25 protein-coding genes and 1 riboswitch are annotated in these 26,691 nt (G+C 49.8%); of the genes, 8 read left to right on the top strand and 17 right to left on the bottom strand.

The window, feature by feature from the left end; genetic code table 11:
- Nucleotides 1–73 precede the first annotated feature (73 nt).
- Nucleotides 74–2,626, bottom strand: a complete 2,553-nt coding sequence (locus ATH33_RS12335; protein ID WP_037992994.1) for a transglycosylase domain-containing protein — start codon at nucleotides 2,624–2,626, stop codon at nucleotides 74–76.
- Nucleotides 2,627–2,777: 151 nt separating this feature from the next.
- Between ATH33_RS12335 and ATH33_RS13645 the strand changes: the two genes are divergently transcribed.
- Entirely contained in the window at nucleotides 2,778–2,939 is a 162-nt protein-coding gene (locus ATH33_RS13645) for a hypothetical protein (RefSeq protein ID WP_156097693.1), read from the top strand.
- 116 nt (nucleotides 2,940–3,055) lie between these two features.
- On the opposite strand, the gene ATH33_RS12330 is transcribed toward ATH33_RS13645, so the two are convergent.
- From ATH33_RS12330 to ATH33_RS12315, 3 genes are all read right to left on the bottom strand, one after another.
- The gene (locus ATH33_RS12330; protein WP_037992996.1) at nucleotides 3,056–3,817 is read right to left on the bottom strand and encodes an SDR family oxidoreductase; all 762 of its coding nucleotides are present in this window, start codon (nucleotides 3,815–3,817) and stop codon (nucleotides 3,056–3,058) included.
- Between the two features lie 293 nt (nucleotides 3,818–4,110).
- Entirely contained in the window at nucleotides 4,111–5,715 is a 1,605-nt protein-coding gene (locus ATH33_RS12320; RefSeq protein ID WP_062843292.1) for an esterase/lipase family protein, read from the bottom strand.
- Nucleotides 5,716–5,942: 227 nt separating this feature from the next.
- Nucleotides 5,943–6,857, bottom strand: a complete 915-nt coding sequence (locus ATH33_RS12315; RefSeq protein WP_062843291.1) for an RluA family pseudouridine synthase — start codon at nucleotides 6,855–6,857, stop codon at nucleotides 5,943–5,945.
- Nucleotides 6,858–7,008: 151 nt separating this feature from the next.
- Nucleotides 7,009–7,119, top strand: a riboswitch (TPP riboswitch).
- A 76-nt stretch (nucleotides 7,120–7,195) separates the two neighbouring features.
- Here ATH33_RS12315 and ATH33_RS12310 point away from each other — a divergent pair.
- The 4 genes from ATH33_RS12310 to ATH33_RS12295 are packed head-to-tail and all read left to right on the top strand — an operon-like array spanning nucleotide 7,196 to nucleotide 9,983.
- Nucleotides 7,196–8,185, top strand: coding sequence for an ABC transporter substrate-binding protein (locus ATH33_RS12310; protein WP_037993002.1), 990 nt, complete (start codon nucleotides 7,196–7,198; stop codon nucleotides 8,183–8,185).
- 1 nt (nucleotide 8,186) lies between these two features.
- Nucleotides 8,187–8,486 carry a thiamine-binding protein gene (locus tag ATH33_RS12305; protein WP_037993003.1) on the top strand — a complete coding sequence of 100 codons (300 nt, stop codon included), beginning with the start codon at nucleotides 8,187–8,189 and terminating at the stop codon, nucleotides 8,484–8,486.
- A complete protein-coding gene (locus ATH33_RS12300) occupies nucleotides 8,473–9,237 on the top strand; it encodes an ABC transporter permease (protein ID WP_037993005.1) in 765 nt (254 codons plus the stop codon). The genes ATH33_RS12305 and ATH33_RS12300 overlap by 14 nt, the downstream gene beginning before the upstream one ends.
- Entirely contained in the window at nucleotides 9,234–9,983 is a 750-nt protein-coding gene (locus ATH33_RS12295; protein ID WP_082240532.1) for an ABC transporter ATP-binding protein, read from the top strand. The genes ATH33_RS12300 and ATH33_RS12295 overlap by 4 nt, the downstream gene beginning before the upstream one ends.
- A gap of 42 nt (nucleotides 9,984–10,025) precedes the next feature.
- On the opposite strand, the gene ATH33_RS12290 is transcribed toward ATH33_RS12295, so the two are convergent.
- From ATH33_RS12290 to ATH33_RS12260, 7 genes are all read right to left on the bottom strand, one after another.
- Nucleotides 10,026–11,717, bottom strand: coding sequence for a transglutaminase domain-containing protein (locus tag ATH33_RS12290; protein WP_147437079.1), 1,692 nt, complete (start codon nucleotides 11,715–11,717; stop codon nucleotides 10,026–10,028).
- A gap of 142 nt (nucleotides 11,718–11,859) precedes the next feature.
- Nucleotides 11,860–13,929, bottom strand: coding sequence for an NAD-dependent DNA ligase LigA (gene ligA / locus ATH33_RS12285; protein ID WP_121874473.1), 2,070 nt, complete (start codon nucleotides 13,927–13,929; stop codon nucleotides 11,860–11,862).
- A complete protein-coding gene (pcrA, locus tag ATH33_RS12280; RefSeq protein ID WP_121874472.1) occupies nucleotides 13,907–16,090 on the bottom strand; it encodes a DNA helicase PcrA in 2,184 nt (727 codons plus the stop codon). The genes ligA and pcrA overlap by 23 nt, the downstream gene beginning before the upstream one ends.
- Nucleotides 16,091–16,094: 4 nt before the next feature.
- Nucleotides 16,095–16,805, bottom strand: coding sequence for a heptaprenylglyceryl phosphate synthase (gene pcrB / locus ATH33_RS12275; protein WP_037993011.1), 711 nt, complete (start codon nucleotides 16,803–16,805; stop codon nucleotides 16,095–16,097).
- Between the two features lie 121 nt (nucleotides 16,806–16,926).
- On the bottom strand, nucleotides 16,927–17,244 hold the full coding sequence (locus ATH33_RS12270; RefSeq protein WP_037993013.1) for a YerC/YecD family TrpR-related protein: 318 nt from the start codon (nucleotides 17,242–17,244) through the stop codon (nucleotides 16,927–16,929).
- Between the two features lie 82 nt (nucleotides 17,245–17,326).
- Nucleotides 17,327–18,304 (bottom strand): DUF3048 domain-containing protein, encoded by a 978-nt coding sequence (locus ATH33_RS12265; RefSeq protein WP_037993201.1) that lies wholly within the window; start codon nucleotides 18,302–18,304, stop codon nucleotides 17,327–17,329.
- A 173-nt stretch (nucleotides 18,305–18,477) separates the two neighbouring features.
- The gene (locus ATH33_RS12260) at nucleotides 18,478–19,356 is read right to left on the bottom strand and encodes a LysR family transcriptional regulator (protein WP_121874471.1); all 879 of its coding nucleotides are present in this window, start codon (nucleotides 19,354–19,356) and stop codon (nucleotides 18,478–18,480) included.
- Nucleotides 19,357–19,490: 134 nt separating this feature from the next.
- Here ATH33_RS12260 and ATH33_RS12255 point away from each other — a divergent pair, with 134 nt between their 5' ends.
- A complete protein-coding gene (locus ATH33_RS12255; protein WP_037993018.1) occupies nucleotides 19,491–20,711 on the top strand; it encodes an MFS transporter in 1,221 nt (406 codons plus the stop codon).
- A gap of 37 nt (nucleotides 20,712–20,748) precedes the next feature.
- Here ATH33_RS12255 and ATH33_RS12250 read toward each other — a convergent pair whose 3' ends face one another.
- Both ATH33_RS12250 and ATH33_RS12245 read right to left on the bottom strand, forming a co-directional pair.
- Nucleotides 20,749–21,438, bottom strand: coding sequence for an LrgB family protein (locus tag ATH33_RS12250; protein WP_037993021.1), 690 nt, complete (start codon nucleotides 21,436–21,438; stop codon nucleotides 20,749–20,751).
- The gene (locus ATH33_RS12245; protein ID WP_062843289.1) at nucleotides 21,362–21,805 is read right to left on the bottom strand and encodes a CidA/LrgA family holin-like protein; all 444 of its coding nucleotides are present in this window, start codon (nucleotides 21,803–21,805) and stop codon (nucleotides 21,362–21,364) included. The genes ATH33_RS12250 and ATH33_RS12245 overlap by 77 nt, the downstream gene beginning before the upstream one ends.
- Nucleotides 21,806–22,022: 217 nt before the next feature.
- Here ATH33_RS12245 and ATH33_RS12240 point away from each other — a divergent pair, with 217 nt between their 5' ends.
- Both ATH33_RS12240 and ATH33_RS12235 read left to right on the top strand, forming a co-directional pair.
- Nucleotides 22,023–22,292 carry a hypothetical protein gene (locus ATH33_RS12240; RefSeq protein ID WP_121874470.1) on the top strand — a complete coding sequence of 90 codons (270 nt, stop codon included), beginning with the start codon at nucleotides 22,023–22,025 and terminating at the stop codon, nucleotides 22,290–22,292.
- Nucleotides 22,293–22,355: 63 nt separating this feature from the next.
- Nucleotides 22,356–22,793 (top strand): peptidylprolyl isomerase, encoded by a 438-nt coding sequence (locus ATH33_RS12235; RefSeq protein ID WP_049720560.1) that lies wholly within the window; start codon nucleotides 22,356–22,358, stop codon nucleotides 22,791–22,793.
- Between the two features lie 59 nt (nucleotides 22,794–22,852).
- On the opposite strand, the gene ATH33_RS12230 is transcribed toward ATH33_RS12235, so the two are convergent.
- The 4 genes from ATH33_RS12230 to ATH33_RS12215 form a co-directional block, all read right to left on the bottom strand.
- Nucleotides 22,853–23,437, bottom strand: a complete 585-nt coding sequence (locus tag ATH33_RS12230; RefSeq protein WP_052186595.1) for an N-acetylmuramoyl-L-alanine amidase family protein — start codon at nucleotides 23,435–23,437, stop codon at nucleotides 22,853–22,855.
- A 204-nt stretch (nucleotides 23,438–23,641) separates the two neighbouring features.
- On the bottom strand, nucleotides 23,642–24,253 hold the full coding sequence (locus ATH33_RS12225; RefSeq protein ID WP_121874469.1) for a nitroreductase family protein: 612 nt from the start codon (nucleotides 24,251–24,253) through the stop codon (nucleotides 23,642–23,644).
- A 323-nt stretch (nucleotides 24,254–24,576) separates the two neighbouring features.
- Nucleotides 24,577–25,467 (bottom strand): RNA polymerase sigma factor SigJ, encoded by an 891-nt coding sequence (sigJ, locus tag ATH33_RS12220; protein WP_309485141.1) that lies wholly within the window; start codon nucleotides 25,465–25,467, stop codon nucleotides 24,577–24,579.
- Nucleotides 25,468–25,469: 2 nt separating this feature from the next.
- A complete protein-coding gene (locus ATH33_RS12215) occupies nucleotides 25,470–26,648 on the bottom strand; it encodes an NAD(P)/FAD-dependent oxidoreductase (protein WP_121874468.1) in 1,179 nt (392 codons plus the stop codon).
- Between the last annotated feature and the right edge of the window lie 43 nt (nucleotides 26,649–26,691).

The following is a 26,691-nucleotide window of genomic DNA, read 5'->3' as shown; positions in this document are numbered from 1 at the left end:
GTCCGACTGTCAGGACTAGTTTATGATCACGGGCATAAGAAAAGACCAGCCAAGTTTTTGGCTGGTCTTTGGATTACCAGGGCCATCCTCCTTTTTTGTCATCATCCTTCTTGCCATCGTCACCGTTATTTCCGTTGTCCCCTTGGTCATTGCCGTTGCCGGGTCCGGGGAACGGGAAGTTATTGTTGTCGTCTCCATTTCCCGGATCATTCGGATCTTCCGGTTTTTCCCCGTCATCCGGTTTTTCTTCCCCTTGCGGGGCCAGTGTAACCGAAACGACACCCGATTCTTTTTGATCGTTTTTCTCCGTGTCAATGGCCACCACTTTATAGCGGTAGGTTTTGGAGGCAGGTTGCCCTCCTCCGCCGAAGAGATTATCCAGGAAGTTTCCTCCTTGAGGCGGTTGCACGGGATCTTTATATTCTCCCACGGTTCCGGGCAATTCTTTAATCATCTGGAAGTCTTGCCCTTCCTCTGCACGCCATACCTGGAATTTGACGCGGTCTCCCTGTGCACCCCACTTCAAGAGAATACCGTCACTTTGTTGCGACGCACTTAATTGAGGTTGTTTCAACTCAAACGGCGGTTGCGGTTCAGGTGCGTTAAACTGGAATTTCTGAGGTTTCTCCCCTTCCAGCGCTTTGTTCATCACATAGCCGAAGATTTTCGCCGGTGCGCTTCCCCCGGTCAGGTACGGGTTGTCCTGTCCGCCTTGGGGATAGAACACGTTGACAGCCATCACCATATTGGGGGTGTACCCGACAAACCATCCGGCTTGCCCGCCTTGGATCGTACCGGTTTTCCCGGCAACATCCCAGTCGTTATGCAAGGCGGCTTTTTTACCGGAACCTTCGGTAATGACATTCTTCAACATGCGGGTCATCCAATAAGCGGTCTTTTCATCAAAGACTTTGGTTTCTTTTTCATCTTTTTCTTTTTTGGGCTCCAACTCTTTGTCTCCTTGCACCACTTTCCGGATGGTGTACGCATGCTTATAAGAACCTTTATTCGGGAAGACGGAGTACGCTTGCGCCATTTGCTTGGAAGTAACCCCTTTGTTCAAACCTCCCAGAGCAAGGGGTGCATATCCTTTATCCGCCGGTTGCAAATCCAGCCCCAGTTTTTGCCCGTAATTATAGGCCCGTTCCAGTCCGACTTCTCGCAACAAGTGAATCGTCGACAAGTTCAGCGAGTTGGCCACCATGTATTTCATGCTGACCTCACCTTTGGGACCTCCCGAGTAGTTGCTTGGACTCCAGTCGCCGGCAAAGTCCACCTTTTTGTCTTCAACCGTGAAATACTCATTATAACCAAGATCCTGAATGGCCGGGGAATAGACGGTCAATGGTTTGATCGTCGATCCCGGTTGCACCGGATCGGCCACCGCCCGGTTTCGGTATCCCGGTTTATATTCGCGGCCGCCTCCCACGGCTCGGATCAGCCCCGTTTTGGGATCAATAATGGTAATCCCGGCGTCGGCCCCCTCCAAAGATTTTCCTTCATTATTGGTAAACAGCGAATCATCTTTCAGAGCCTCTTCCACCGCTTTTTGGGCTTTCAAATTCAAACCGGTATAAATATTGAGTCCCAGTTGTTCCAGATCTTCTTCATTCAAGCCGTATATTTCTTCCAATTCATCAATGACCAAATCTTTATAAGCATCAAACTCGTTTTGTTTCAGATACTCTTGTTCACATTCTTTACAAGTTTCCAGTGGCTTTTGCGCCAGCTTTTTGGCCTCTTCTTCCGAAAGCATCGGCTCCATCACATCATCCACCGGCATGACCATCGTCAAGACGACATTTCGGCGCTCGATTGCTTTATCCGGATGTTTAAGCGGATTGTACTTGTTGGGCGCCTTGGGCATCCCGGCAAGCATGGCCACTTCTTGCGGCTCCAGTTTTTCTTCAACCGGGTCCTTGCCAAAATACACCTTGGAAGCCAGACGCACACCGGCTACCCGGCCGCCGAATCCGATAAAGTTTAAATAGGCTTCCAAAATATCATCCTTGCTGTATCTCTTTTCAAGATTCAGCGAACAACCCAGCTCCTTGATCTTCCGGGTCATGGTTTTTTCGGCATTTTCCAGGATAATGTTTTTACAAACCTGTTGGGTGATGGTACTTGCCCCTTGGGCCGCACCCATGGCGACGATGTTTTTGACCACAGCCCGGGACAAACCTTCAAAGTCAACCCCGATATGTTTATAGAAACGACGGTCTTCCGTTTTGACAAAAGCGTCGACCAGCATCGGGTTTTTTGCTTTTAACTTTTCAATATCCGCCCACTCACGCTGTTTCGTACCAATGGTGGCAATCACTTCATCATTGGCATCATACAGTTTGGAACTAAATGGCATATTTTCTTTTTGAATTTTTTTCAAATCATAAGTGCCTTCGCTTAACATAATGGCTGAACATCCGCCCACCATCAGGAGCAGAGATGTCACCAATACCAATACAAGCCATTTCCAAGAAAGAAATCTCTTCCACCCGGTTTTGGGCGGTTTGCGTCCGCCGCCGCCACCCGAACGGGAACGCGAACGGGGACCCACTCGTTCACTGCGTGAGCGCGGAGGCATCGGGCTATAACCACTTTTCATGCTCACCCTGCGAAAATCATCCATCGATTACCCTCCCGAAACCATTGTTCTATCCAATCCATGCTTCCACCTTCAAAAAAGCACGAAAACCTATAGATAATTTGACAATGAGGCTGACCAATTCCTGCACATCCGCTTTTGTGCTATGATAAACGAAAAGGTGGTGAGCGTCGTCATGCACAAAAAAGCTGCAGTTTTTTCCAGTCGGTTGACCGGGATCATCAGCCTTTTCCTTACCTTTTATTTATGGAAAGTTGCAGGAATCACCGGTCTCATCGGCGGACTGGTCAGTGCCGGTTGTTGGTTTGCTTGGAGTTGGCTCCTCCAAAAGAAGTAATCTTTTCTTCTCTCGAATACTTACCCATTATAACTTAAGAGCCTGCAAAATGGTTTGTCATTTTTAAAAAATATTACAGCAATATTACACGAATCTTATGCTCATTCTACATAATATCATCCATTGATGAAACCCCCAGTCACTGGAATCATGGCACCGGTGATAAAATCGGAATCGGGATGGACCAAAAAGCGGACCACGCGTGCGACATCCTCCCCGGTGCCCGGCCTTCCGACCGGGGTGCGTTGGTCTTCCTTCCCCCTCGCTTCGCAAATGGATGCTTCTTTATAGGGATCGCGAATATCCCCGGGCAGGATCATATTGACGGTAATTTGATGGGCCGCTTCCTCACGGGCCAGTGTTTGCGTCAACACCGCCAATCCCGTTTTCGCGGCGGCATAGGGCCCGTAACCGGTCCATCCGAACACTTTATCCGCTTCCGGATACCCGAAAGTAATGATCCGCCCTCCTCCCTGGTTGCGCATCATCGGAATCACTTCCCGCACCAAATAAAAAACGCCGGATAAATTGCCGTCGATCATGTCACGCCAATGTTCATCCGTAAAGTCGATCACGGGCGTTTTCTTGAAAATAAACGGTCCGGCCGTGCAGACAAGGGCATCGATCCTCCCCAAATCTTCACGAACCTCACCGACCATGCGCCGGATATCCTCTTTGTTGCTGATATCTCCTTGGAGAATGACCGCTTCTCCTCCATTTTTTTCGATCTCTTTTTTCAATTTTTGCGCCGCACTCCGACTTTGTCGATAATTGATCACAATCCGGTAACCGTCCTCAGCCAGCCCTTTGGCCACCATCACACCCAGCCCTTTGGGGCCGCCGACAACCCAGGCCACCGGCTTTTCTTTTTGCGCCATCAAACATTCATCTCCTTATTCAAAACATTTTTATGTCCGGCCATTTGGAAATTATGATACCATCCCCGGTCGCAAATTTTGTCTATTATTATAATATATGGCGTTGGAAGTCCCACTCCGAAAATTGCCCGATTCTCCCGGCCGGTAAACTGCTTCATAAAAAAAACAGCAGGCAACTTTGGATACATTGCCCGCTGTCTTGCACAGTCTGCTTGCAAACATTCCCGGCAACCGTCGCCGCAAATCTCCGGATGCCGGATTTAGGATGTGGCAACCCTCTGCCGTCGGTCCGCTCACTGTTTTCCGATGTAAACCGACCGGACGATGGTGCGTGCAAAAGGCGTTCCGTCGGCTTTGGTTCCCTGAAGATCGATGGTGACATTGTAGGTGCCCGGCTCCTTCAACCCGAAGCGGTCAGCCAGATCCGGTACATTTTTCAGGATTTGTCCGGCGGTGATTTTTTCGGTTCGAATTTTCTCCCCCCGCGGGGAAATCACTTGGATGGATCCTTGCAGTTGTTTCAAATTCGTGTTTTTCCAATTCATCTGTAAGGGGATACGGCCGGAATCGGCTTTGGCCGGAAGCGTGAACGAAAGGGTATCCGCTCCGGAATAGGTGGTGATCAAGAGATAAGCATCGGTTTGCGGACTGTTCATTTGCATCGTCCAGTTTCCGCTTTCCACCTGGCTTCCATTAAGATGAAACATTTGCACAGCCGCCCCTTGAAAGAAGGCTTCATCCGTCGCTTTGGAAAAAACGCCGCTGGTTTCGGTGTAAACTTTGCCGGATGGCGAGATCAACCGGACTTTCACTTCAGGGGATTTGGTAAGCACGGTGAAAAGGATTTCTTCCGAACCGGCAACCACCGAAATCGTTTCTTCCGCTTGCTCGCCTGCCGTCAACGGTCCCCCTCTGACAAAATGGTCAGCACTTTCTTCCTTCATCCGGGGAACATCCTGCCGGGTTTGCACCACTTGACCAGAGCGAAGCACGGAATCGATTTCCGCAAAGGCGACGGTTCCGGTCCGGATGGCATCATGATCCACATCCTTGGTAAACAGATGGTTTCCATAAGGAAGATCGGTGCTCCAGACATTCACCAACCCGTCATTGTCTCCATGGGAAGACAAGTAGAAACCGCCAAACCACAAGGCCGACAAACTCGGTCCCCAATTGGTGCCCGCAGCAGTGTAATAAACGTTTTTAACCGCATCGGGATGACTGTCGGTTTGTTCGCGGTACTTTGCCATTTCGCCCGTTTGCAAGGAATAGGTCGCATCCGAACGCTGTCCCAGCAACTCTGCCAGCCACCCGGCCCAGGAACTGTGTGCCAGATCCGCAAGATGCGAACCGTGATGCGGGGAGCCTAAGGTGACCACTTTTGATACATACGGATACGCGCCATAATGAATCAAGGCTGCCTGCGTGTCAGGACCACCTTTGCTGTGTGCGACAATATTCACCTTCTGTCCGAAATGGTCATAAATTTCCTTCAGCATCCGGGCCAGCAATTCTCCGTTATCCCACTGGCTGGATGGCTTTCCGCCGGCATCATACAATTGGACAAAAGCGGTCCGGTAACCGTTGTTGTATGCGGTTTCATACATATCATTCAATCCGTGATAATTGGTCTCGTTCCACCAGTTTTGGGCTTTTCCGTTCATTCCTTGGACAAAGACGATGGGAAGTTTGTTCGGGTCGGCATTTGCCGGAGTGGCTCCCAAAAACCAGGTTCCGGGGGTGGTGTCTTCAGAGGGAGGGGGCAACTGATTGCTGATCACATTTCCCATCGGTTGGGGAGGGGGAATTTCCTCACTCTCAGCCCCGACCCATCCGGCGGGCAAAAACATGCTGAAGGCCAACAACAAACAAAGCAAAAAACACCAAGGCCGGCGCAACACAATCTCCTCCTTTTTTCATATACAGAAGATTGCGACATCTATTTCTGAAACATTTGCGTTTCCAAGAGAACATAAGGTCTTGCAAACCATTTTTCAATTTTGATTATATCGTATTCTATAAAATTCCACAAATAAAATTTTGAATATTTGAAAATTTAATGGTTTGCATGTTCCAAAGCGGGGAACATGCAGACCCGGCCTTGTCCTTGTCAAGTCTCAATGATTCAACACGCTCCAGCTTCCAATGTTTCAAGCAGTTGCCGGATATCTTCCGGAAGCGGGGACTCCCATTCTTTCCATTCATGCCACCGGGGATGGAGCAAACGGAGATAAGAAGCGTGCAAGGCTTGCCGACCGATCAGATGTTGATCATCCCCGATTCCGTACAACGGATCGCCAATGATGGGGTGGCCGATGGATGCCAAATGAATCCGAATCTGATGCGTGCGTCCGGTTTCCAACCACAAACGCAACAAAGTGGTTTCTTGGAAGCGCTTGACGACTTGAAAGCGGGTAACGGCGCGGACGCCTTCCTCAGATACGACGCGTCCCCCTTTTTCCTCCGGCAACATTTGAATGGGCTTGTCAATGGTGCCGCTTTCGTCTTCCACCCGGCCATGGACAACGGCATGATAGCTTCGTTCATAATGCTTTTTTTCCATTTGGGCCGCCAAAAAAGCATGCGTGTATGCATGTTTGGCTACCACCATCAATCCGGAAGTGTCCCGGTCCAGCCGGGTCACCGGCCGGAACTTTCTTCGTTCCCCTCTTTGTTCCCAATGGTAAATCAACCCATTGGCCAAAGTACCTTCCTTATAACCGCGCGTGGGGTGGACCACCAAGCCGGGCGGCTTGTCAATCACGATCAAATCTTCATCTTCTTCGACAATGTCAAAAGAAACGGGTTGGGGAAGGACGGTTTCCGATTCCTCTTCCATATAGCGGATTTCAATTTGGTCCCCTTCCCTGACCCGGCTCGTAAAATAACGCACTTCGCCGTTGACCGTGACCAACCGGTTCCTTTTCAGGCGGGTCATCATTCTTTTGGAAAAACGGTACTTGTTCCGGAGAATTTGTTTCAACATTTTCCCGTCTTCTTCTCCGGAAACGACATGGGTGAATTGGATCTGGTTATTCATGAAACACCTCAAAAAGACATGATGATTCCAAACGTTTCTAGTATAGCACGGGTGAAATCAACGAGAAAGAATCCCTTTTGTAAATAATTGTAATTATATATAATAGACAATGATTTCATCCATTCGTTATAATGATGCCAAAACCAAAAAAATACCTGCAAAGGGGAGCCGGAGATTGGCCGGCTGAGATAGTGTACCGATACACTGACCCTCACAACCTGATCCGGATTATGCCGGCGTAGGGATTGCGCATGGTTTCAGACAAGCACAAGCATCCCTCCATCAGGGGTGCTTTTTTGTGTCTTCCCCTTTGCATGCAACCAGGAAGGAGTACAAAAATGAAACAACGTCTGGTGCTCACGGCACTTTTCACCTTGTTCGCCTTGTTTCTGGCGGCATGTTCCTCAACCGGGGACTCTTCCAGACAAACAGTCAAAATCGTGCTCGACTGGACCCCGAACACCAATCACACCGGACTGTACGTAGCAAAAGAAAAGGGCTATTTCAAAGAACAAGGGCTTGATGTCCAAATTATCCAACCCGGCAACAGCGGCGCGGAGCAAATGGTTGCTTCCGGGCAGGCCGATTTTGGCGTCAGTTATCAAGAAAACGTCACCCATGCCCGAACCCAAGGGATTCCGATCATTTCCATCGCGGCCGTGTTGCAACATAACACTTCCGGCTTTGCCTCTCTCCGCGACAAACAGATTCAACGGCCGAAAGATTTTGAAGGCAAAGTCTACGGCGGCTTCGGTTCGCCGGTTGAAAAACAGATCCTGACTTCTTTGATGGAAAAAGATCAGGCGGATGCAAACAAAGTCAAAATCATCAACACCGGAAACGTCGACTTTTTCCAAGCGTCCAAACAAAATATCGACTTTATGTGGATTTATTACGGATGGACCGGCATTGAAGCCGAATTGCGCGGCGAAAAGCTGAACATGGTCTACCTGAAAGATTATGACCGTGCTCTGGACTATTACACCCCGGTTCTCATCACCAGCGAAAAACAAATCAGCCAAAACAAAGAAACCGTTCAATCCTTTATGAAAGCCGTCAGCAAAGGTTATCAGTTTGCCATTGACCATCCCGATCAAGCGGCTGACATTCTGATCCGGGAAGTGCCGGATTTAAATCCCGAACTGGTGAAAAAAAGCCAGGCATGGATCAGCCCCCGTTACAAGGATGATGCCAAAGTTTGGGGATGGCAAAAAGAAGAAGTTTGGGCGGACTATGCCAAATGGCTGAGCGATCACCACCTTTTGGAGGGAAAATTTGTACCCAACGAAGCCTTTACCAATGAATTTTTGCCGGAAGGAGGAAACTGAATTGGCCCAAGCACTGGTCAGCCTTCAAATCCTGCCGCGAACCCCCCGCGGGGAAAAAGTGATTCCTTATGTGGACCGGGCGATTGAACTGATTGACCAATCCGGTGTCCGTTACCGCGTCGGCCCTCTGGAGACCACCATGGAAGGGGACTTGTCCGAACTGCTAAAGATCGTTGAGAAAGTCCATGAAGAAATGGTGAAAATGGGTTGCGGCAGCGTCCTGGCCCAAGTGAAAATCTTGTATCAGCCGGACGGCATTTCGATAAGCGAGTTGACGAAAAAATATGATGAGCATTGTTAAACGGGGCATGCCTGTCTGGTTCGTCCTTTTTCTGTTGTTCTTATGGGAAATGTCGGTTTCCTTGTTTCATATTGAACCTTGGGTGCTTCCGTCCCCTTCGGCAATCGGCAAAGAATCCCTCGCATTGTCCCGGCAATTGCCCGTTCCCGTATGGGCAACTGCAAGCATTGCCATCAGCGGCCTTTTCATGGGGACCGTCATCGGCCTTTTGACCGCCGGCGTGCTTCATTTATTTTCATCTCTGCGCCGAATGGTTTATCCGTTGATTATCTTGTCGCAAAATATCCCGATGATTGCGCTAGCGCCGTTGCTTGTGATGTGGCTCGGGTTTGGCGTCTTTCCAAAAATCCTGGTGGTTGCCCTGATCTGTTTCTTCCCTGTCACCGTCTCACTGTTGGGCGGATTGGCTGAAACGGATCGCACCCTTCTGACCTATATGAAAATGGCCGGCGCTTCCCGGATGCAAATTTTTTTCAAATGTGAATGCCCGTCGGCTTTACCGGCCTTTTTTTCCGGTTTGAAATTATCGGCCACTTACAGCGTGATGGGAGCGGTCATCTCCGAATGGCTGGGAGCGGAAAACGGCATCGGGGTGATGATGCAGCTGGCTTCGTCCACTTTCCGCACAGACCGGGTCTTTGTGACCATTTTGTTGGTCGCCGGCTTAAGCCTTCTCTTTTTCGCTTTGATCACATTCTTCGAGCGGATGGTGACAGTGCGCAATGGAAATCAAAGGAGGGATTCCCGATGACTTTGGAAGTGAAAAACATCACGTTTTCTTATGGCAACGGACCGGTCATTTCCGGTCTTTCCTTACGGGTGAAAGAGCGGGAATTCGTCTCCTTGATCGGGCCGTCCGGGAGCGGAAAAAGCACACTGTTCCACCTGATCGGAGGCTTGGAAAAACCGGCAGAAGGAGAAATTACGTGGAACGGGCAGTCCATCGTCGGCAAACGCGGCAACTTCGCTTACATGCCGCAACAACCGTCCCTCTTCCCGTGGCGGACCGTGGCGGAAAACATTGCTCTTCCCAGTGAATTGAACCATCAAAAAATGAAACCGGAGCACATCCGCCGGTATTTGGAAAACGCAGGCTTGAGCGGGACGGAATCGCTGTATCCCCACGAACTGAGCGGGGGAATGCAACAGCGGGTGGCATTTTTGCGCACCTTGGCAAGCGGAAAGGAATGGCTGCTTTTGGACGAACCTTTCGGCGCATTGGATGCCCTGACGCGAACCCACATGCAAAAATGGCTGGATGCTTTGCTGAAAAAGGAACGGCGCACTGTCCTTTTCATCACACACAGCATTGAAGAGGCTTTGCTCCTTTCTGATCGCATCTATATTTTGACGAAACGCCCGATGCAGGTGTATCAAGAGTTGAAGGTTCCATTCCCCAAGGAAAACCGTTTTTCCCTCCGCGGAGATAAAACATGGGAATCCCTCCGGAAACAGCTGGAAGACTGGTTGTTACCGGAACCGGCGGAAACGGATTAAATAAATGACAGGGAACGGCATGCACATCCGTTCCCTGTTTTGTCAATAAACAATGCCCGTGCGGCGATGTGTTTTGTCCAGTAAGGAAGAAGGAGGATCAAAATAACGGGAATCATATCTTTTTTGGAACGTTCCCTCTTTCGTTATGTACCCGGAACCCCATGTCGGATCCATGACCAGCCATCGCCCATCCACCCGGACTTCCACCCAGGCATGGCGTTGTCCCCCCGCTTTTCCTTCCACAAAACGGGCCGGCAAACCGGCGGATCTTAAAAGCGCAATCGTCAAAAACACGTAATCCTGGCAAATACCCTTTTTTGTGCGCAACGACTTGATCGCGCTGTCCGACCAATGGAATTCATTTTTCCGGTACTTTTCCATGTCATACGTCATGTTTTTTGCAACATAATCATAGATCGCCTTCGCCTTTTCCCGCGGTGTGGAAGCTCCGTTCACCAGTTGTCCGGACCGGTTTTGAATCTCCGCACTGTCGGACTCAATGCCTCTGGACGGAAGCAAATACCGGAGATCCTGCTTTGCCGAACTGTTCACCTCAAACCGGGCCACTTTAAAAAAACGGAAATAATCCCGTTTCTCCGTTGTGATTTCCGGAACATACAGGTTCACTTCATATTTTCCGGGACCAAACCTCAGCCATATCCGGTCATCAAAGCGGAAATTGTTCACCGGCAGAAAATAGGTTGCCTCTTCTCCATCTTTTTTGGTTTTGACAATCAGATGGGTGGTCTCTTTTGCATAAGGTGCCGTCGCATCAATCCGTCCGGCAACGCGGTAGGACAAGCCGGCCGTATCGCCGCTGGCCACCGGCGTTTCCAATTGAATGCCCCTTTGGGCATAAAGATCAGTATAGGCAACCGGTTCCCGCTTGATGTTTTTCGTGTGTTCCACATACAGCGTGGCTCCTTCCCGGAACGAACCCCATTTTTCCGGGTCGGGAACCATCACATCAAGCTGATGCACCCCCTGCCCGAACAACAAAGGGATCTGCTCCTGAAACTTGCCGTCGGTGACCCGGATGACCCGTTCCCAGGATTGATTTCCTTTTTTCAATTGCACCAGCAGTTTTTTCACGGATTTTTTGACCTCTCCGCGGATCGGGACGGCCTGGTCCGACCGGACATACCCTGACTGCGGGGAAGAGAGATTCAGTTCGGCTTCCCGGGCTTGCATGCTGTATGCCACATCCCGTGCCAACGTGTCGGAAGCATTGTGGACAGTAAAAGCCGCCATCAAATAAAAGTAATCTTTTTCTTCCCGGTCCGGAAGCCGGAGATAAACGCGATAATCCCCTTTCCCCTGAAACAGCCGGAGACTTTTCCCGAACCGCCCGTTTTCCACGGGAATATATTCATCCAATGTTTTGGGCAATCCCTGTTTGGGCTCCCCTTGGTACTCGATGTGCACCCATATGTATGGAACCGCCAGGTTTTCTGTCTTTTCGATGGTTCCGGAAACCGTAAAAACGGATTCGGCCTGCACCGGTTCCCATTGAGGCTGTTCCAGTTTGGCGTTCAGTTTTTGGGCATAATCCTCTAACCGGATTTTTTCTCTGCCTTGAAAATCCGAGCCCGGATTGGCCTGTTTGCTGAACACCAGTTTTTCCGATCCCCGGGTCCAGGTCCGGTCCAAAGCCTCTTTGTCCTGATATGCGGCCACTCCGAGCAGACAAGCCGTCAACAACGCACAACCTGCCGAAAACCACTTCCAACTCATACCCTTCTCCGGCCTTTCACAATTTTTTCCTTTGCTATTCCATTTTCTTTTGCATTGTGAAAAACCCTTCTTTTTCGCCGCCGGTTTAAAATAAAAAAAGCAAATGGCCGGGGTCTTTGACACACAAGACCCCGGCCATTTTTTATACCCGCACTTCTTCCGGCAAATGGCTCAACAACGTTTCTTCATCCCAAATCGTCACATCCAATTTTTTCGCTTTGTCCAGTTTGGAGCCCGCTTTTTCGCCGGCAACCAACAAATCCGTCTTTTTGCTGACGCTTCCGGTGACATTGGCCCCCAACGATTCGAGCAGGTCCGTTGCCTCTTTGCGGGACATCTTCTGCAATGTTCCTGTGATGACGACCGTCTTTCCGGCCAACGGTGATGATGCAACGGCTTTTTCTCCATCCGCACCCGGCCCTTTGTATTCCATATTCACGCCGGCTTCTTTCAAACGATTGATCGTTTCCCGGACTTCCGGTTTTTCCATGTAGGTGACCACGCTGTCTGCCATTTTCGGCCCGATCTCATCCAAGGCAAGCAATTCTTCCATGCCCGCCTCCATCAGGGCATCCATATGCTTGAAGTGTTGCGCCAGAATTTTGGCCCCTTTGGCTCCGACAAAACGGATCCCCAGCCCGAACAACAACCGTTCCAGCGAATTCCGTTTGCTTTTTTCAATGGCTTCCAGAAGGTTTTGGACCGATTTTTCTCCCATTCTCTCCAGCTGTAACAAATCTTCTTTTTCAAGGTAATAAAGATCCGCCACGCTTCGCACCAAACCGTGGTTAAACAGCTGGGTCACCACTTTTTCGCCCAGCCCTTCGATATTCATCGCACCACGCGAAACAAAATGGATGATGCCTTCCCGAGTCTGCGCCGGACATTCGGGATTGATGCAGCGAAGCGCCACTTCACCTTCAAGGCGGACCAGCCCGCTGCCACACTCCGGACAGTGTTCCGGCATGGAAAACGCTTTTTCTCCGCCGGTGCGCTTTTCGGTGAGAACGCCCACCACTTCCGGAATGATGTCTCCTGCTTTTTTCACCACCACATAATCATGGATCCGGATATCTTTTTCACGGATCAAGTCTTCGTTATGCAGAGAAGCTCGTTGGACGGTGGTTCCGGCCAGGCTGACCGGCTCCAAAACGGCAGTCGGTGTCACCACGCCGGTCCGACCGACATTCAGGGTGATGTCCAAAAGACGGGTGACGGCTTCTTCCGCCGGGAATTTATAGGCAATGGCCCAACGGGGGCTTTTGGCGGTGTTCCCCATCTGTTTTCTTAACGCCAATTCATCGACTTTGATCACAATGCCGTCAATCTCGTAAGGAAGATCCGGGCGGTTCTTTCCCCATTTTTCAATGAAAGCCAGCATTTCCTCCACGGATTCCACCGTCTGCCGGGCCGGATTCACCTTAAAGCCCAACGTCTCCAAAAATTGAAGCCCTTCGGTGTGGGTTTGGACGGTATGGCCTTCCAATTGTCCGATCTCATAAACAAACAAATCCAGCGTCCGCCGGGCCGCCAATTTGGGATCCAGCTGGCGAAGCGAACCGGCTGCCGCATTGCGCGGGTTGGCAAATAAAGGTTCCCCGTTTTCGGCCCGTTCCCGGTTCAAGCGTTCAAAAGCCCGCCGCGGCATGTACGCTTCCCCGCGAACTTCGATGGAAAGCGGTTCGTTGATGCGCAAAGGCAGGGACCGGATCGTTTTTAAGTTTTGCGTGATATCTTCCCCGGTGATGCCATCCCCCCGGGTGGATCCCAAGACAAAACGGCCGTCTTCATATTTGACGGAAACTGCCAACCCGTCGATTTTCAACTCGCAAACATAACGGACATTTTGGCGGCCGGCCGCTTTTCTCACACGCTCGTCAAAATCACGCAAATCCTGCTCGTCAAAAGCGTTCCCCAAACTGAGCATAGGGGCGGTGTGCTCGACTTTTTCAAAATAAGGAAGCGGTTCTCCGCCAACCCGCTGGGTGGGGGAATCCGGGGTTTTCAGTTCGGGAAATTTCTCTTCCAATGCCATGAGCTCGCGCATCAACCGGTCATACTCGGCATCGGAAATGGCCGGATCATCCAAAACATAATACCGGTGGTTATGTTCATTGATTTCATCATGCAATTCCAGCACGCGTTTCTTTGCCTCTTCCAGCTTCAATCCAACTTCATCCTCCTGTTCATCATTCTTTCGTGATGGGAGCATATTTGGCCAATAATTTTTTCACCCCGACCGGAGCGGGAAATGCAATGTTCAACTCCATGTCGTCGCCTTCCCCCTGCACTTTGACGACCGTGCCGACCCCCCATTTTTTGTGGACGGCTTTGTCCCCGACCTGCCAGTTACTTTCCGGATTGGGTGCCGGCCGTGCCACTTTCCTGAAGCTTCGGCTTGGCGTCGGCGCTTCCTTTTTCTGTCCGGCTTCTTCAAACAACCCTGCCGGAATTTCCCTCAAAAAACGGGAAGGCAGATTGGAACTGGTTTGCCCAAAAATCGTCCGCGTCCGGGCCCGTGTCAGGTGAAGCACTTTCTCCGCACGGGTCAACCCCACATAGGCCAGCCGCCTTTCTTCTTCCATCTCCGACTCGTCATCCAGTGAACGCATGTGAGGGAAAATCCCTTCTTCCAAGCCGACCAAAAAGACATGCGGAAACTCGAGTCCTTTGGCGCTGTGCAATGTCATCAACGCCACGGATTCCGCATTTTTTTCCTCCTCTTCATCCAGCTGGTCCACATCCGAAATCAAAGCCAAATCCGTCAAAAAGCTGATCAATGTTTTGTCTTCATTTCTTTTCTCGAACTCTTGGGCGACCGATAAAAATTCATCAATGTTTTCCAGCCGGCTCGCCGCTTCGATGGTCTTCTCTTTTTTCAATTCTTCTCTGTAGCCGCTTCGTTGCAACACTTCTTCCGTCATTTCCACGGCTGACAGATATTCAATCATGGCATGAAGCTCGCGCACAAATCCGACAAAGGTTTCCAGCGGCTTCAGGGTCCGCTTGGACAGTCCGATGTGCTCCATCTCCAACAGCGCTTCAAACATGGAAATGCCGTTTTGCACTGCATAATTTTGGATTTTCTCCAGCGAAGCCGCTCCGACACCGCGGCGGGGCACATTGATGATGCGGGAAAGGCTCAGATCATCATGGGGATTGACAATCAGACGCAAATATGCCAACAAATCTTTAATCTCTTTTCGTTCGTAGAACTTGATGCCGCCAACCACGGTGTAAGGAATGTTGGATTTCATCATCACTTCCTCGATCACCCGTGATTGTGCATTGGTCCGGTACAACACAGCATAATCGGAATACCGTTTTCCTTGTTTGATGCCGTTTGAAATGGTTTCGGCAATATAGAAGGCTTCTTCCTGCTCAGTACCGGCTTCAAACAATTGAATCTTGCTTCCTTCCTCATTGGCCGTCCACAATTCTTTGGGTTTCCGTTCCGTGTTGTGGGCAATGAGATGATTGGCGGCTTGGAGGATGTTTTTGGTGGAACGGTAATTTTGCTCCAGCTTGATTTGCACCGCATCCGGATAATCCTGTTCAAAATGGAGAATGTTCCTTATATCCGCTCCCCGGAAACGGTAAATCGATTGGTCCGAATCACCGACCACGCAAATATTCCGGTGATGTTCCGCCAGCATTTGAACCAATACATATTGGGCATGGTTTGTATCCTGATACTCATCCACATGAATGTACTTGAATTTGCGCTGGTAATACTCTTTCACCTCGGGCCGCGATTTGAAAAGCCGGACGGTTTCCATTAACAAATCGTCAAAATCCAAGGATTGATTGGCCCGCAATTTCTCTTGGTATTTTTCGTAAACATCTGCTGCCACCTGTTCGAAAAAGTTGCGCGCACCCTGTTTCATTTCTGCCGGCCCGGCCAATTGATTCTTCGCATGGCTGATTTGATTCAAAAGGGAACGCGGCTCAAACTTTTTGGGATCCAGATTTTCTTCCTTTAAAACTTGTTTAATCACGCTCAATTGGTCCGAAGTGTCCAGAATGGTGAAGTTGCGCGACATCCCCAGCTGGTCAATATCCCGCCGCAAAATGCGCACGCACATCGCATGGAAGGTGGAGATCCAGATCTCTTCCGCCCGGGGCCCCACCAAAGAGACGATGCGTTCTTTCATTTCGCGCGCCGCTTTGTTGGTAAAGGTGATCGCCAAAATATTCCAGGGGTGAACCTGTTTTTCACTGAGAAGATAAGCCACGCGGTGTGTCAAAACCCGGGTTTTTCCGCTTCCGGCCCCGGCCACGATCAGAACGGGGCCTTCGGTGGTTTCCACTGCTTTTCGCTGCATCGGGTTCAAGCCCTCAAGCAACGTCTCCGTCGACAACTGGTTAAGCATCAGCTCACCCTTTCTCCTGCAACTTTGTTTCTTTGACCCATGTCACGGTTTGAACCGCTTTTTCCACATTGGTGTAAACCACATTACCCACGACAACGGTATCGGCCCACCGGGCCATGGTTTTCGCCTGCTCTTCGTTGGTGATGCCTCCCCCGTAAAACAACCGGGTCTGCTTTAATTTTCGGCGAATGGCCCGCACCTTTTTCTCCTCGCCAAAGGTCCCGCTGTATTCAACATAAAGCACCGGCCACCGGAACAAATTTTCCACCAAATCGGCATAGCCGGCCGCTTCTTCTTCGGTCAGGTCCGCTTTGGCCTGTGTCAAGCGGCTCACCTTGGCCCCTGGATTTAAAATCACATATCCGAGCAACAAAACCTGCTCCCAGGGAATGCTGCTCCCGTAACGCCGGATGGCCTCCAGGTGCGCCCCATGAATCCACTTGGCTTGATCGGTGTTTAACACCGATGGAATGAGATAACCGTCAAATCCGGGTACAATCGCCTTCATCGTCGAAATTTCCTGCACACAAGGCACTTGATATTTCTGTATCCGTTCAAGCAATTGCCATGTGTTTTGAAACGTAATTCCATCCGTTCCCCCAACTATAATCGCATCAGTTCCGGATTGGCAAATCTTTTCCAGTGCCAGATCAGAAAGCCGCCGGTTGGGGTCCAATTTAAAGACATGTCTCCATTTCTTCACTTTTTTTATCATACTTTTCCCCCCGCCCGAAACCTACAATCCCTATTATACACCGCAGAGAAAATGAAAAGAAAACAAAGGCTGTGATCCGTACAGGAAAACACAGCCTTTCAGCAAAAAGTCATCCGTATTATCATTTTTCAGGGGATTTTTCTTCCTTCGCTTCTTTTAAACGTTCCAAGGCGAGCAAATAACCGTCGGTACCGTAGTGGAGACAGCGTTTGACACGGGATATCGTTGCCGTGCTGGCGCCCGTTTCGGTTTCAATCTGGTTATAAGTGCAACCATCTTCGAGCATCCGGGCCACTTCCAACCGTTGCGCCAGTGACTTGATCTCCCCGACAGTACATAAATCTTCAAAAAAACGGTAACATTCATCAATGGTTTCAAGTTGCAAGATTGCCTGAAAAAGTTGATCCACTTCTTTTTTGTTCAGTTTATTCAGTTGCATTCATCATTCCTCCTCGAGGTAGAAGGAAGTCCTTTCGCCCTTTAAAGTTATGCCTCTGATAAGTATAGCAGAAAATAAGAGGTTATTGGAGAAGAACCTCTCCGGTCTCCGGCAAAACATTGATCCATGTTTTCCCGGGCAGCAACGTGCATTCTTTTCCGTCACGGTAAGGAACGATCCATCCGTCCCGGTACTTCCATTCGACCGGGACCGCCTTCCCCTGCTGGAGCAAATAACCTTTCCCCTGCCCCGTAATATCCACCGCCCGGTGTCCCACATAATCCAATACCTTGTGTTTGGCAAAAATCACGAGTACATTTTGCATGGTGACCGGCTCCCCGGTTTCCCTATCGGTTTGCATCTCGCCTTCGGTGTAGCGGACATATTGCTGCTTGGCCGGATCATATTGATACCCGGCTTCGTACAATTTATGGTAAATGAGGCGGACCTTCCCGGCGGCCTTTCCCCCGCCGGTGACCGCTTCACCGGAAAACTGGTAAGCCGGCTTTCCACTGTAATCGGGATAATCCCGTTGCTTTGCAACCCGGCTCAATTCTTCCAACCGGGCATACAGGTTATGCGGCGGTTTGCGAAAATCGACGCGGAAAAAATGTTTTTCGTCTTGATGGACCCCGTCGATCGCCGGCTTTTTCTCCTCACGGATCCGGTTTAACGCAGACGGGGAACCGCCGGCATGCGCCACCACCGCCCCGGTTCCGTCCGCCAGGTCCAGATAATAATCCCGGACACTCCGGACCGGACCGATCACCCCGTTCAACCGGTTATAATAAAAAGCCGCGAACCGGGTGATCTCTCCTTCCGCCAAAATCTCCACCACCACATCCGCCAATTGAAGCCCGGATTGCGGACGGGCCGCTGGATGGTTGTTGATCATGGCCATGATCACGGGTTTGGGTTCCTCTTTCTCAACAGGAGTGCCGGTGATGGGACTCATCAGACGTACCGGTTTTTCTGGCCGGGTGACGGGGGCGGAATCAGGCTGACAGGCAACCAGCAAGACAGCGATTAAAAGACTCGCAATTCCGAAATTTCTTTTCACCAAATCCCTCCACTTGAAATCGATATTGAATTCTTCTTTTTCAAACGGTTTCATCCCTTCCTGTTCAGAAAACCTGCTGACAGGGTATGCAACAAGGCAAAGCATAGCAACGGGCAAACTGCCAGGCGCCAGCCCGCAAAAATGAGAACCGGCTGTTTTAAAACCGCCGCGTCTCAGATTGCAAACCATTCAATCACATGGGAACGAAACCGCTCAGCGGACGGGGATAACGGATTGTCTTTCAACCAAGTCAATCCGATCTTCCGGTAACATCTTGGATTCCGGACGGAAATCTTTTTGATCTTGGCCTCGCTGATGCCCCGGTATTCCGGGATCAACGTCACGCCCAATCCGGCTGAAACCAACCCGGCCAACGTCGATACATCTTCGCCTTCAAATTTCATGACCGGGGTGAAACCGGCTTTCCGGCAAAAATAGGTGATCCGTTCCCTCATCTCCAATCCTTGCCGAAAACCGACAAAGCTTTCGCCGCCAATCTCCTTCAGATCCACAGAGTCTTTTGCAGCCAGCCGGTGGTTCGCCGGAACATACAAAAACAATTCCTGTTCCATCAGCGGATGCCACTGAATGCCAGGCGGAAACGCATACGAACTGATCAGGCACAAATCAACCTCCCTGGCCTTCAACAGCTCCACGCTTCTTGAAATGGTGCTTTGGATCAGTTGAATTTCCACCCGGGGATATTTTTGGTTAAAGCTGCGGATCAACTCCGGCAAAACCGTGACACCCAACGTGCGGAGAAAGGCCACCGAAACCTTCCCGGTATCCGGGTTTTTCAATTGTTCAATCTCCTGAACCCCGACGGAAATTTCATTGAGCGCATTTTCCACCCGTTTCAAAAAAACCCGGCCGAAGGCATTCAGCTTGACGGAACGGCCGACCCGGTCAAACAGCGGCACCCCCAACTCTTCTTCCAGTTTGGCCATGGAACGGCTGAGAGCCGGTTGGGAAATGCCCAGCCGGTTTGCCGCTTTCCGGAAGTGCTCGGTTTTGGCCACTTGACAAAAGTATTCCAGCTGCTGCCATTCCATTCTTCGATAACCTCTTTCTCTTTATTGATAGCAAAAAATTATCATTTAAATAAATATAATGCAATAGACACATCAGCCTGCCGGAAGTACACTAAAAACCAAAGCAACAGCTTCACAATGAGGAGAGGTGCTTCATGAAATATGTCGAATCCGGCAGCAGTGAATATTACCGGATTTTTGTTTGCATGCTGTTGGGGAGCATGGTGACTTTTGCCCAGCTGTATTATCCGCAAACATTGATCAATGCGTTTGCCTCACAAATGGGAATCTCCCCGTCTCATGCCAGTTTGTCTGTTTCGCTGGCCACCTTTTCACTGGCCGTCGGAATGTTGATTCTCACAGTTTTTTCCAATGCCTGGGGCCGGAAAAAAATCATGGGAGTGTCTTTGTTGTTGGCATCCTTGGCGGGAATCGCCACGGCATTCACCCCGGATTTCAAAACCCTGGTTTTTTTGCGGGTTTTCCAGGGACTGGCGATGAGCGGATTTCCATCCGTTGCCATCACTTATCTGAATGAAGAAATCTCACCGAAACACATCGGGCGCATCATGGGGATTTATGTGAGCGGCAATGCAGTGGGCGGTTTCTTTGGGAGAATATGGGTCAGTGTTTTTGCCGACTTTTATTCTTGGCAGGCGGGCGCCCTTGCGCTGGGGATTTTCAGTTTTTTATGCAGTGCGCTGTTTTTCGTTTTGCTTCCTGAATCCAAACATTTCAAAAAAGAACAACTCTCTTTTTCCAACTGGATTTCAGGCATGATCGGCGGAATGAAAAACAAATATCTGTTGTCCATTTACGCCATGGCCTTTTTGCTGCTCGGCGCCTACATTACATTGTTTAACTACATCGCTTTTCCTTTGTCCAATCCTCCGTATCAATTGAGCCAAACGGCGATCGGCTTTTTATTTATTTTTCAACTTTCCGGATCGTGGAGTTCGTATTTCTTCGGGAAACTGACAGAAAACCACTCGCGATCCTCCCTCTTGATCAGCGGGGTGGTCATGGCATTGGCCGGTGCCCTTTTGACCTGCACCGGAAATCTCTTTTTGTTGATGGCCGGCTTGATCTTGTTTGCAGCCGGATTTTTCGCCGGACACAGCCTTGCCAGCGGATGGGTCGGGATGATCGCAGACCCCCGGATCAAAGTGTACGCTTCTTCTTTATACCTGTTGTTTTATTACACCGGCTCCAGCCTCTTGGGATGGGCCGGCGGGTTCTTTTTGACCCGCTTTGGTTGGTACGGGGTGATTTTCATGATCTCCGTCCTCTTGATCGCCACTGTGTTGTTGACTCTTACGTTAACCCGGTCGCTTCGTCTCTCCCACAAGGAAAATTCCGTCCGCCTGACCGGTTGAAACCAGAAAAACAGGAACCTTACGGGGTTCCTGTTTTTTAATGCAAAAACCGGAGCAAGACGGGAATCAAGAGGGAAGTCAAAATGGCACACAGGGTCATGGCCACCAAACTGGCGGTTCCTTCCTTTTCCCCGATCTCCAGTGCTTTGGACGTTCCAATCGCATGGGAAGCACTGCCAAATCCGATGCCTATGCCCAAGTAATGGGTGATCTTGCACCATTTCATCAAATACGGGCCCAACACAGCCCCGATCAGTCCGGCCACAATCACAAATAAGGCGGCCAGAGAGGGGATGCCTCCCGAAAGCTTGGCCAAGTCCATGGCCACCGGCGTGGTCACGGATTTCGGCAACAACGTGTAAAGAAGACGGCGGTCCACCCCGAATGCCTCCGCCAAAAAGTATCCGCTCAACACGGCGGTGAAACAACCGGAAATCACACTGACCAGTATCGAAGCAAGATAACGTTTCACGACCCGTCGGTGACGATACAGCGGGATCGCCATCGCCACCACCGCCGGACCCAGAAACCCGTCCAGCCACCGTCCGCCGGTCATATAGACATCATAAGGAATTTGGAATAAAAGCAACAAGCTGATCAGAAACACTGCCGAAGTCAAAAGGGGCAGCAAAAACGGCGACGGGAAGCGTTTATACAGACGTTTCATCGCGATGAACACCGCGAGCGTGACACCGATGGATATTCCCCCGCTGATCCACTCTTTCATCCACACCCTCCTTTCGCATGGCAAGCCATTGTGCCAGCCATCCGGATAAACACATGACCAGCACGGTACTGATGAAAACCACGGCCACGGCTTGCAACCCGTGTTGTTTCAAAAAGCCGCCATATTCGATCACCCCGATGACAGAGGGCAGAAACAAAAGCGGCAACCAAGAAAGCAATGCATCCGCCCCTGATTGCAGCCGCTTGACCCGGACCATGCCGGTGGACAAACAAATGAACAATAGAAACAATCCGATCATACTGCCCGGGATCGGGACATGGAACTTCTGCTGGATCCACATGCCCGTCTCATAAAAAAGGTAAATCCCGCCGATTTGCAAGACGGTTTTCAACATCTGCGCAAACATGGATGAACCCTTCTTCCTGTGTATTCTCTTTTTTGGGAGAGATTGTTATATAACAAGAGAATAACCTTCTATCTTTACTATCACACAAATATCCCGGTCCCGCAATATGCTTCCCGTTTTCATTCCCCCAAGGGACTTTAAGACGGTGACTTATTTCACTGTACATTTTTTTCATCATTGGTACAATAAAGGAAACCTCAAAATCAGGGGGAATTCGATGGCTTATCCAGTGGAAACACGCGGGGTGGAAGAACAGCAACACCCGTTTTACGTAATTCGTTATGTCATCAAAAACGGAGATGAAGAACTTCTCGCCAGCGTTGCACGTTATGTCCATACCGGGCAAGGGGGAAGAGTGCAGTTTCTGGAGCCCGACTTGAGAAAAATCAGGCGCATGCCCGATCCCGTCAAGCAAATGTCGGAAGTGGAAAGAGTCATCAAAAACGAAGGAGCCCGCTTGGCCGAAGAAGCAAAAAACAAAAAATGACCGCTTCTTTTCCTTGCAAAAACAAGGTAAAATAAATACGTCCATCAACGAGGAGTGAATCCAATGACAGTCAAAGGTGAAATTTTGCTTGAAAACGGAGGAATCATCGAAATCGAATTTTTCCCGGATGAAGCTCCCATCACGGTCAATAACTTTCGCAAACTGGCCAATGAGGGCTTTTACAACGGGCTCAACTTTCACCGGGTGATTCCGGGATTTGTCAGCCAGGGAGGCTGCCCCAACGGGCTGGGAAACGGCGATGCCGGATACACCATTCCTTGCGAAACGAAAAACAATCCGCACCGCCATGTGCCCGGAGCCGTATCGATGGCGCATCGCGGGAAAGACACCGGATCTTGCCAATTTTTCATTGTTCATGAATCCCAGCCGCATTTGGACGGGGTGCACACCGTTTTCGGCATGGTGATCAAAGGAATGGAGCACGTGCTGAACATGCAGCCCGGAACGGTCATGAAAGAAGTCAAAGTCTGGGAAGAATAAATAAAAAAACTGTCGGCCTTGACCGTAAGGCCGGCAGTTTTTTTATGCCCCTCTTTCGTTCACCGGATTTTTTCTTTCTTTTGGCACTGATGAATCCGGGCAATCCCTTCCGTAATCGTTTCTGCGTATTGATCCAAAAACCGGGCGTCTGAAAGAAGATGGTTTTCCCGCATGTGGGTGATAAACAACGAAGCCACCGTGATCGCGGGCATGTTCACCCCGCGCAATTCCTGGATTTTCCCTTCCGCCGTCTCTGTGTCATTTTTCTTTCCCAAATCCATCACGCCGTATTTTCTTAAAAAGCTGGTCAGCTGATTATGAAGCCAGCACTGGATTTTTCTCTCTTCCAATCCTGCAATCACGCTCACATAAGAGGCAAACCCGGACATGGTGGGATCAGGGGAAGCATTGGTATGGATGCTTAAAAATAAGTCCGCATTCTGACGGTTCGCCCACTCAATCCTTTCCCGGGCACTCACGTGGGTATCCACAGACCGGGTCATGGTCACGGACAACCCTTCATAATTTAACAACTTGCGGCGAACGCGAAAAGCAATTTCCAAACAAACATCCTTTTCAGCCAGAGAATAACCCACCGAACCCAAATCCTCTCCCCCATGTCCCGGGTCAAGGCACACCAGCATGATTCTCACCTCACGTAAGACAATGCTCCATGTTCATACTTTTTCCCCACATCGCTTCTTTAAAAACACCGATTCCCAAAAGGATATGAACAAAAACAAAACACCGGATCGTTTCGGTGCCTCTTTTGCAATAAAAAACGGGAGGGGCCGGTCTTCTTCCGAACCCCTCCCGTGTTCCGGTTTTCAGTTACATCGGAATACGGTTTAAAAACTTTCCTTCACCACAACCTGATCCAAAGGCAAACGGGTCGTCGGCCGGGCCTGAGCCGCCGCTTTGCCGATCGTGATCAGCATAACGGGCGCATAACGATCCGGAACCCGGAATTCCTCCACAAATTTTTCCCGGTTAAATCCTCCGATCGGACAAGTGTCATACCCTTTGGCTTTGGCTGCCAACATCAGCTGCATGGCGGCAAATCCGGCATTCAAAAAAGCCTCATCCCGGGCGAACCGGTCATTTTGATAAGCTTTTTCCACTTGGCCGATCATTAAATCGTAAATGTCTTTTCCGGCATCCTTATAGACGATTTTGGCGGTTTCATTCGCTTGCAGGTCTCCCAACACAGCCACGGTGGCTGCCGCCTCGACCACTTGCTCTTGATTGTATGAAATGGGCAACAGTTTTTCCTTCATCTCTTTGGATGTAATGACGAGAAAGCGCCAATGTTGCAAGTTCCAGGCAGAAGGAGCCTGGATGGCAATCTCCAGAAGTTCATTCAATTCCTCTTCCGGAATGTTTGCATTCGGATCATATTTGCGAACCGTGGAACGCGCTTTCATCACTTCAATCGCATCCATGGTTTTTGTTGTTGACATTCAATCACCCCGATTAATTTAAATAGAAATTAGACAGATAAACATACTTTCATATTACTTAATATATCAAAAAATTATATGTCAAGATAAACAACTTGACAACAGGCCATTTCCATCAAGATTCCAGTCAACCCCCAACAAATCATATCATGTCCATCTGATCCCTGATGGATGCAATGGCGGCAGATCTCTCCGTTCCTTTCGCCCTCCATTGCCCGGCAGATGGCCGATCTTCCCTGCCATGGCACAACCGCCGGCATCGTGGCACATCGGATATCATTTGAAAAAACATCCCCGGCCAGCCGGTAAATGGCAGCCGGGGCCTAGAGGTTTTTAAACCATGTGAGTTTCTCCGGATTCCGCACCAGATAAAGTTTCTTCATTTTCCCTCCCTCCAGTTGAAACAAGGCGACAGTCATTTGTCCACCCGCACGGATCAACAGTCCGTCCTCTGCATTGATCCCGATCACCCTGTATTGCACACCCTGATATTTTCTCAACAATCCCAACAAGAACCGTGCCACCTTTTCGGCAGAAATGACCGGCCGGAGGGCAGCCGTCACTTTTCCGCCGCCGTCAGATGTTACAATGACATCTTCCGCCAAGAGGGAAAGGATTTTTTCTACATTTCCTCGACGCAATTCTTCAAGAAACTGTTCAATCCATACTCTTTGGTTTTGCCGGCGGCGAATCGCTTTCCCCGGATTTCCCACTTTCCTTCTCGCCTTGCTCAAAATTTTGCGACAATTCCCCTCGCTTTTCTCCACGATTTTTCCAATTGAGGCATAATCAAAAGACAATGCTTCCCGCAAAACAAAAACCGTTCTTTCAACAGGGGTCAACCGTTCCAACAACACCAACATCCCATAAGACAACATATCCTTTTTAAGTAACATGGCACCGGGATCTGCAACATCTGTGGGGACCGGTTCCGGCAGCCAGGGACCGGTATATTGCTCCCGCCTTTTTTGGGCAGAACCCAGATAATCATAACAACGATTGACGATCATTTTACAAAGATAATTCTTGGGATCGTACAAGCGCTTGAGATCCAAACCGGTCAGTTTGACAAAGAGATCTTGCACCAGATCTTCCGCATCAGCCATCGAACCGGTCAATTGATATGCAATGGTGCAAAGCAAAGGTTTGTATTCTTCATAAAGTTGTTTTATTGTTTCCCCATATCCTTCTCCCCTCCTGTGCCCCCATTTCACTTTTATTTTACGTTACTTGCTTTCTTCCATGTCCATTTTCTGATGAACCTGCCGATTTTCCCCGCCAGGATCCAATCGATTCCGCAGTATTCAGCCCAGACCAAACCTTCTTTTTGACCTAAACTGATACAAAAAAAATTTCGGCATCTCCGATGAATCGGAGCAGGCTTTTTTTTCAAATCAGCTTTAATAACTTCTCCCAGTCGTTTTGCTTGCAGGATTCCTTCTTTGCAAGTCATCCCGTCTGCTTTTCCATTCTCCGGATCGATAACATGTGCACAATCCCCGATACTGTAGATGGCACTTTTCCCTGACACCCGATAAGAAGCATCCACTTTCACTTTTCCCTCCAAAGTAAGCGGCAGTTGACATTGGCGCAAAACCGGATGGGGCTCAAGCCCCAAGGTCCAAATGGTGAACCCGGCAGAAAGTTGCGTGCCATCGGAAAGTACCAGCTTTCCGTCTTTCTCATACAAAGCTTTGCGTTGATGGAGGACCGTAACACCTAAATTGTTCAGCTTGGCTTCCAATTTCCGGCCCAATTTCTTTGGTCCGTTCATCATCAACCTTTCTTCCGCATTGATCAAAAAAACCCGGACCAACGCGGGATCCATGCCCAACCGAGCTGCTTCTGAACGCATGGCCTGTGCCAATTCCGCAGATGTCTCCACTCCACTGATTCCGGCACCTGCCACCGCAACAGAGAGCAATCGTTTTCGTTCGGCCGGGTCTTGCTCGTTTACCGCCTTTTGTAAATGCCGGCGCCACTTGGTTCGTATCTCTTCCGATGCGGATAAATCGTGCAATGAAATTCCGCCTTGTTCCGGATCCGGCCTTTTCACCACACTTCCCACGGTAATGACCAACAGATCATAGTCCAATGATTGCTCCTTTTTCTCTGCATCACGAAAAAAGATCCGCTTTTCCTGGCTTTCGATGGTTACAAGCTCACCTTGAATGCGCTCCACCCTTTCCGGGAGAACCTCTTCCCAAGCCAAGGCAATCTTTTCAGCTCTGGCAACCGGTTGAAATAACAGGACTTTCTGTACATAAAACGGCTTGGGATCAATCAAAATCAACCGGAAGGGTTTGCCTGCTTTTCTCATCGCCTGACCGATCTCTTTTAAAGCATGAAGGCCCACATGCCCGCCCCCTGTCACGACACAAGTGATTTCCTTCATTCCGCCCATCCCCTTTTCCCTGTTTAATAATAAAACGAAACAG

Origin of the sequence: Thermoactinomyces vulgaris (assembly GCF_003688725.1) — a bacterium.
GTDB lineage: Bacteria > Bacillota > Bacilli > Thermoactinomycetales > Thermoactinomycetaceae > Thermoactinomyces > Thermoactinomyces vulgaris.
This window is presented reverse-complemented; position numbering and strand designations above follow the sequence as displayed.

Excerpts from the sequence above, each read along its gene's own strand:
- ATH33_RS12330 (WP_037992996.1), bottom strand. The coding sequence starts at position 3,817 with ATGGCGCAAAAAGAAAAGCCGGTGGCCTGGGTTGTCGGCGGCCCCAAA.
- pcrA (WP_121874472.1), bottom strand. The coding sequence starts at position 16,090 with ATGCTTAACCAGTTGTCGACGGAGACGTTGCTTGAGGGCTTGAACCCG.
- ATH33_RS12270 (WP_037993013.1), bottom strand. The coding sequence starts at position 17,244 with ATGCAACTGAATAAACTGAACAAAAAAGAAGTGGATCAACTTTTTCAG.
- ligA (WP_121874473.1), bottom strand. The coding sequence starts at position 13,929 with ATGCTCCCATCACGAAAGAATGATGAACAGGAGGATGAAGTTGGATTG.
- ATH33_RS12290 (WP_147437079.1), bottom strand. The coding sequence starts at position 11,717 with ATGAGTTGGAAGTGGTTTTCGGCAGGTTGTGCGTTGTTGACGGCTTGT.
- pcrB (WP_037993011.1), bottom strand. The coding sequence starts at position 16,805 with ATGATAAAAAAAGTGAAGAAATGGAGACATGTCTTTAAATTGGACCCC.
- ATH33_RS12300 (WP_037993005.1), top strand. The coding sequence starts at position 8,473 with ATGAGCATTGTTAAACGGGGCATGCCTGTCTGGTTCGTCCTTTTTCTG.
- ATH33_RS12260 (WP_121874471.1), bottom strand. The coding sequence starts at position 19,356 with ATGGAATGGCAGCAGCTGGAATACTTTTGTCAAGTGGCCAAAACCGAG.
- ATH33_RS13645 (WP_156097693.1), top strand. The coding sequence starts at position 2,778 with ATGCACAAAAAAGCTGCAGTTTTTTCCAGTCGGTTGACCGGGATCATC.
- ATH33_RS12255 (WP_037993018.1), top strand. The coding sequence starts at position 19,491 with ATGAAATATGTCGAATCCGGCAGCAGTGAATATTACCGGATTTTTGTT.
- ATH33_RS12230 (WP_052186595.1), bottom strand. The coding sequence starts at position 23,437 with ATGCTGGTGTGCCTTGACCCGGGACATGGGGGAGAGGATTTGGGTTCG.
- ATH33_RS12310 (WP_037993002.1), top strand. The coding sequence starts at position 7,196 with ATGAAACAACGTCTGGTGCTCACGGCACTTTTCACCTTGTTCGCCTTG.
- ATH33_RS12315 (WP_062843291.1), bottom strand. The coding sequence starts at position 6,857 with ATGAATAACCAGATCCAATTCACCCATGTCGTTTCCGGAGAAGAAGAC.
- ATH33_RS12225 (WP_121874469.1), bottom strand. The coding sequence starts at position 24,253 with ATGTCAACAACAAAAACCATGGATGCGATTGAAGTGATGAAAGCGCGT.
- ATH33_RS12235 (WP_049720560.1), top strand. The coding sequence starts at position 22,356 with ATGACAGTCAAAGGTGAAATTTTGCTTGAAAACGGAGGAATCATCGAA.
- ATH33_RS12335 (WP_037992994.1), bottom strand. The coding sequence starts at position 2,626 with ATGGATGATTTTCGCAGGGTGAGCATGAAAAGTGGTTATAGCCCGATG.
- ATH33_RS12295 (WP_082240532.1), top strand. The coding sequence starts at position 9,234 with ATGACTTTGGAAGTGAAAAACATCACGTTTTCTTATGGCAACGGACCG.
- ATH33_RS12215 (WP_121874468.1), bottom strand. The coding sequence starts at position 26,648 with ATGAAGGAAATCACTTGTGTCGTGACAGGGGGCGGGCATGTGGGCCTT.
- ATH33_RS12245 (WP_062843289.1), bottom strand. The coding sequence starts at position 21,805 with ATGTTTGCGCAGATGTTGAAAACCGTCTTGCAAATCGGCGGGATTTAC.
- ATH33_RS12250 (WP_037993021.1), bottom strand. The coding sequence starts at position 21,438 with ATGAAAGAGTGGATCAGCGGGGGAATATCCATCGGTGTCACGCTCGCG.
- ATH33_RS12240 (WP_121874470.1), top strand. The coding sequence starts at position 22,023 with ATGGCTTATCCAGTGGAAACACGCGGGGTGGAAGAACAGCAACACCCG.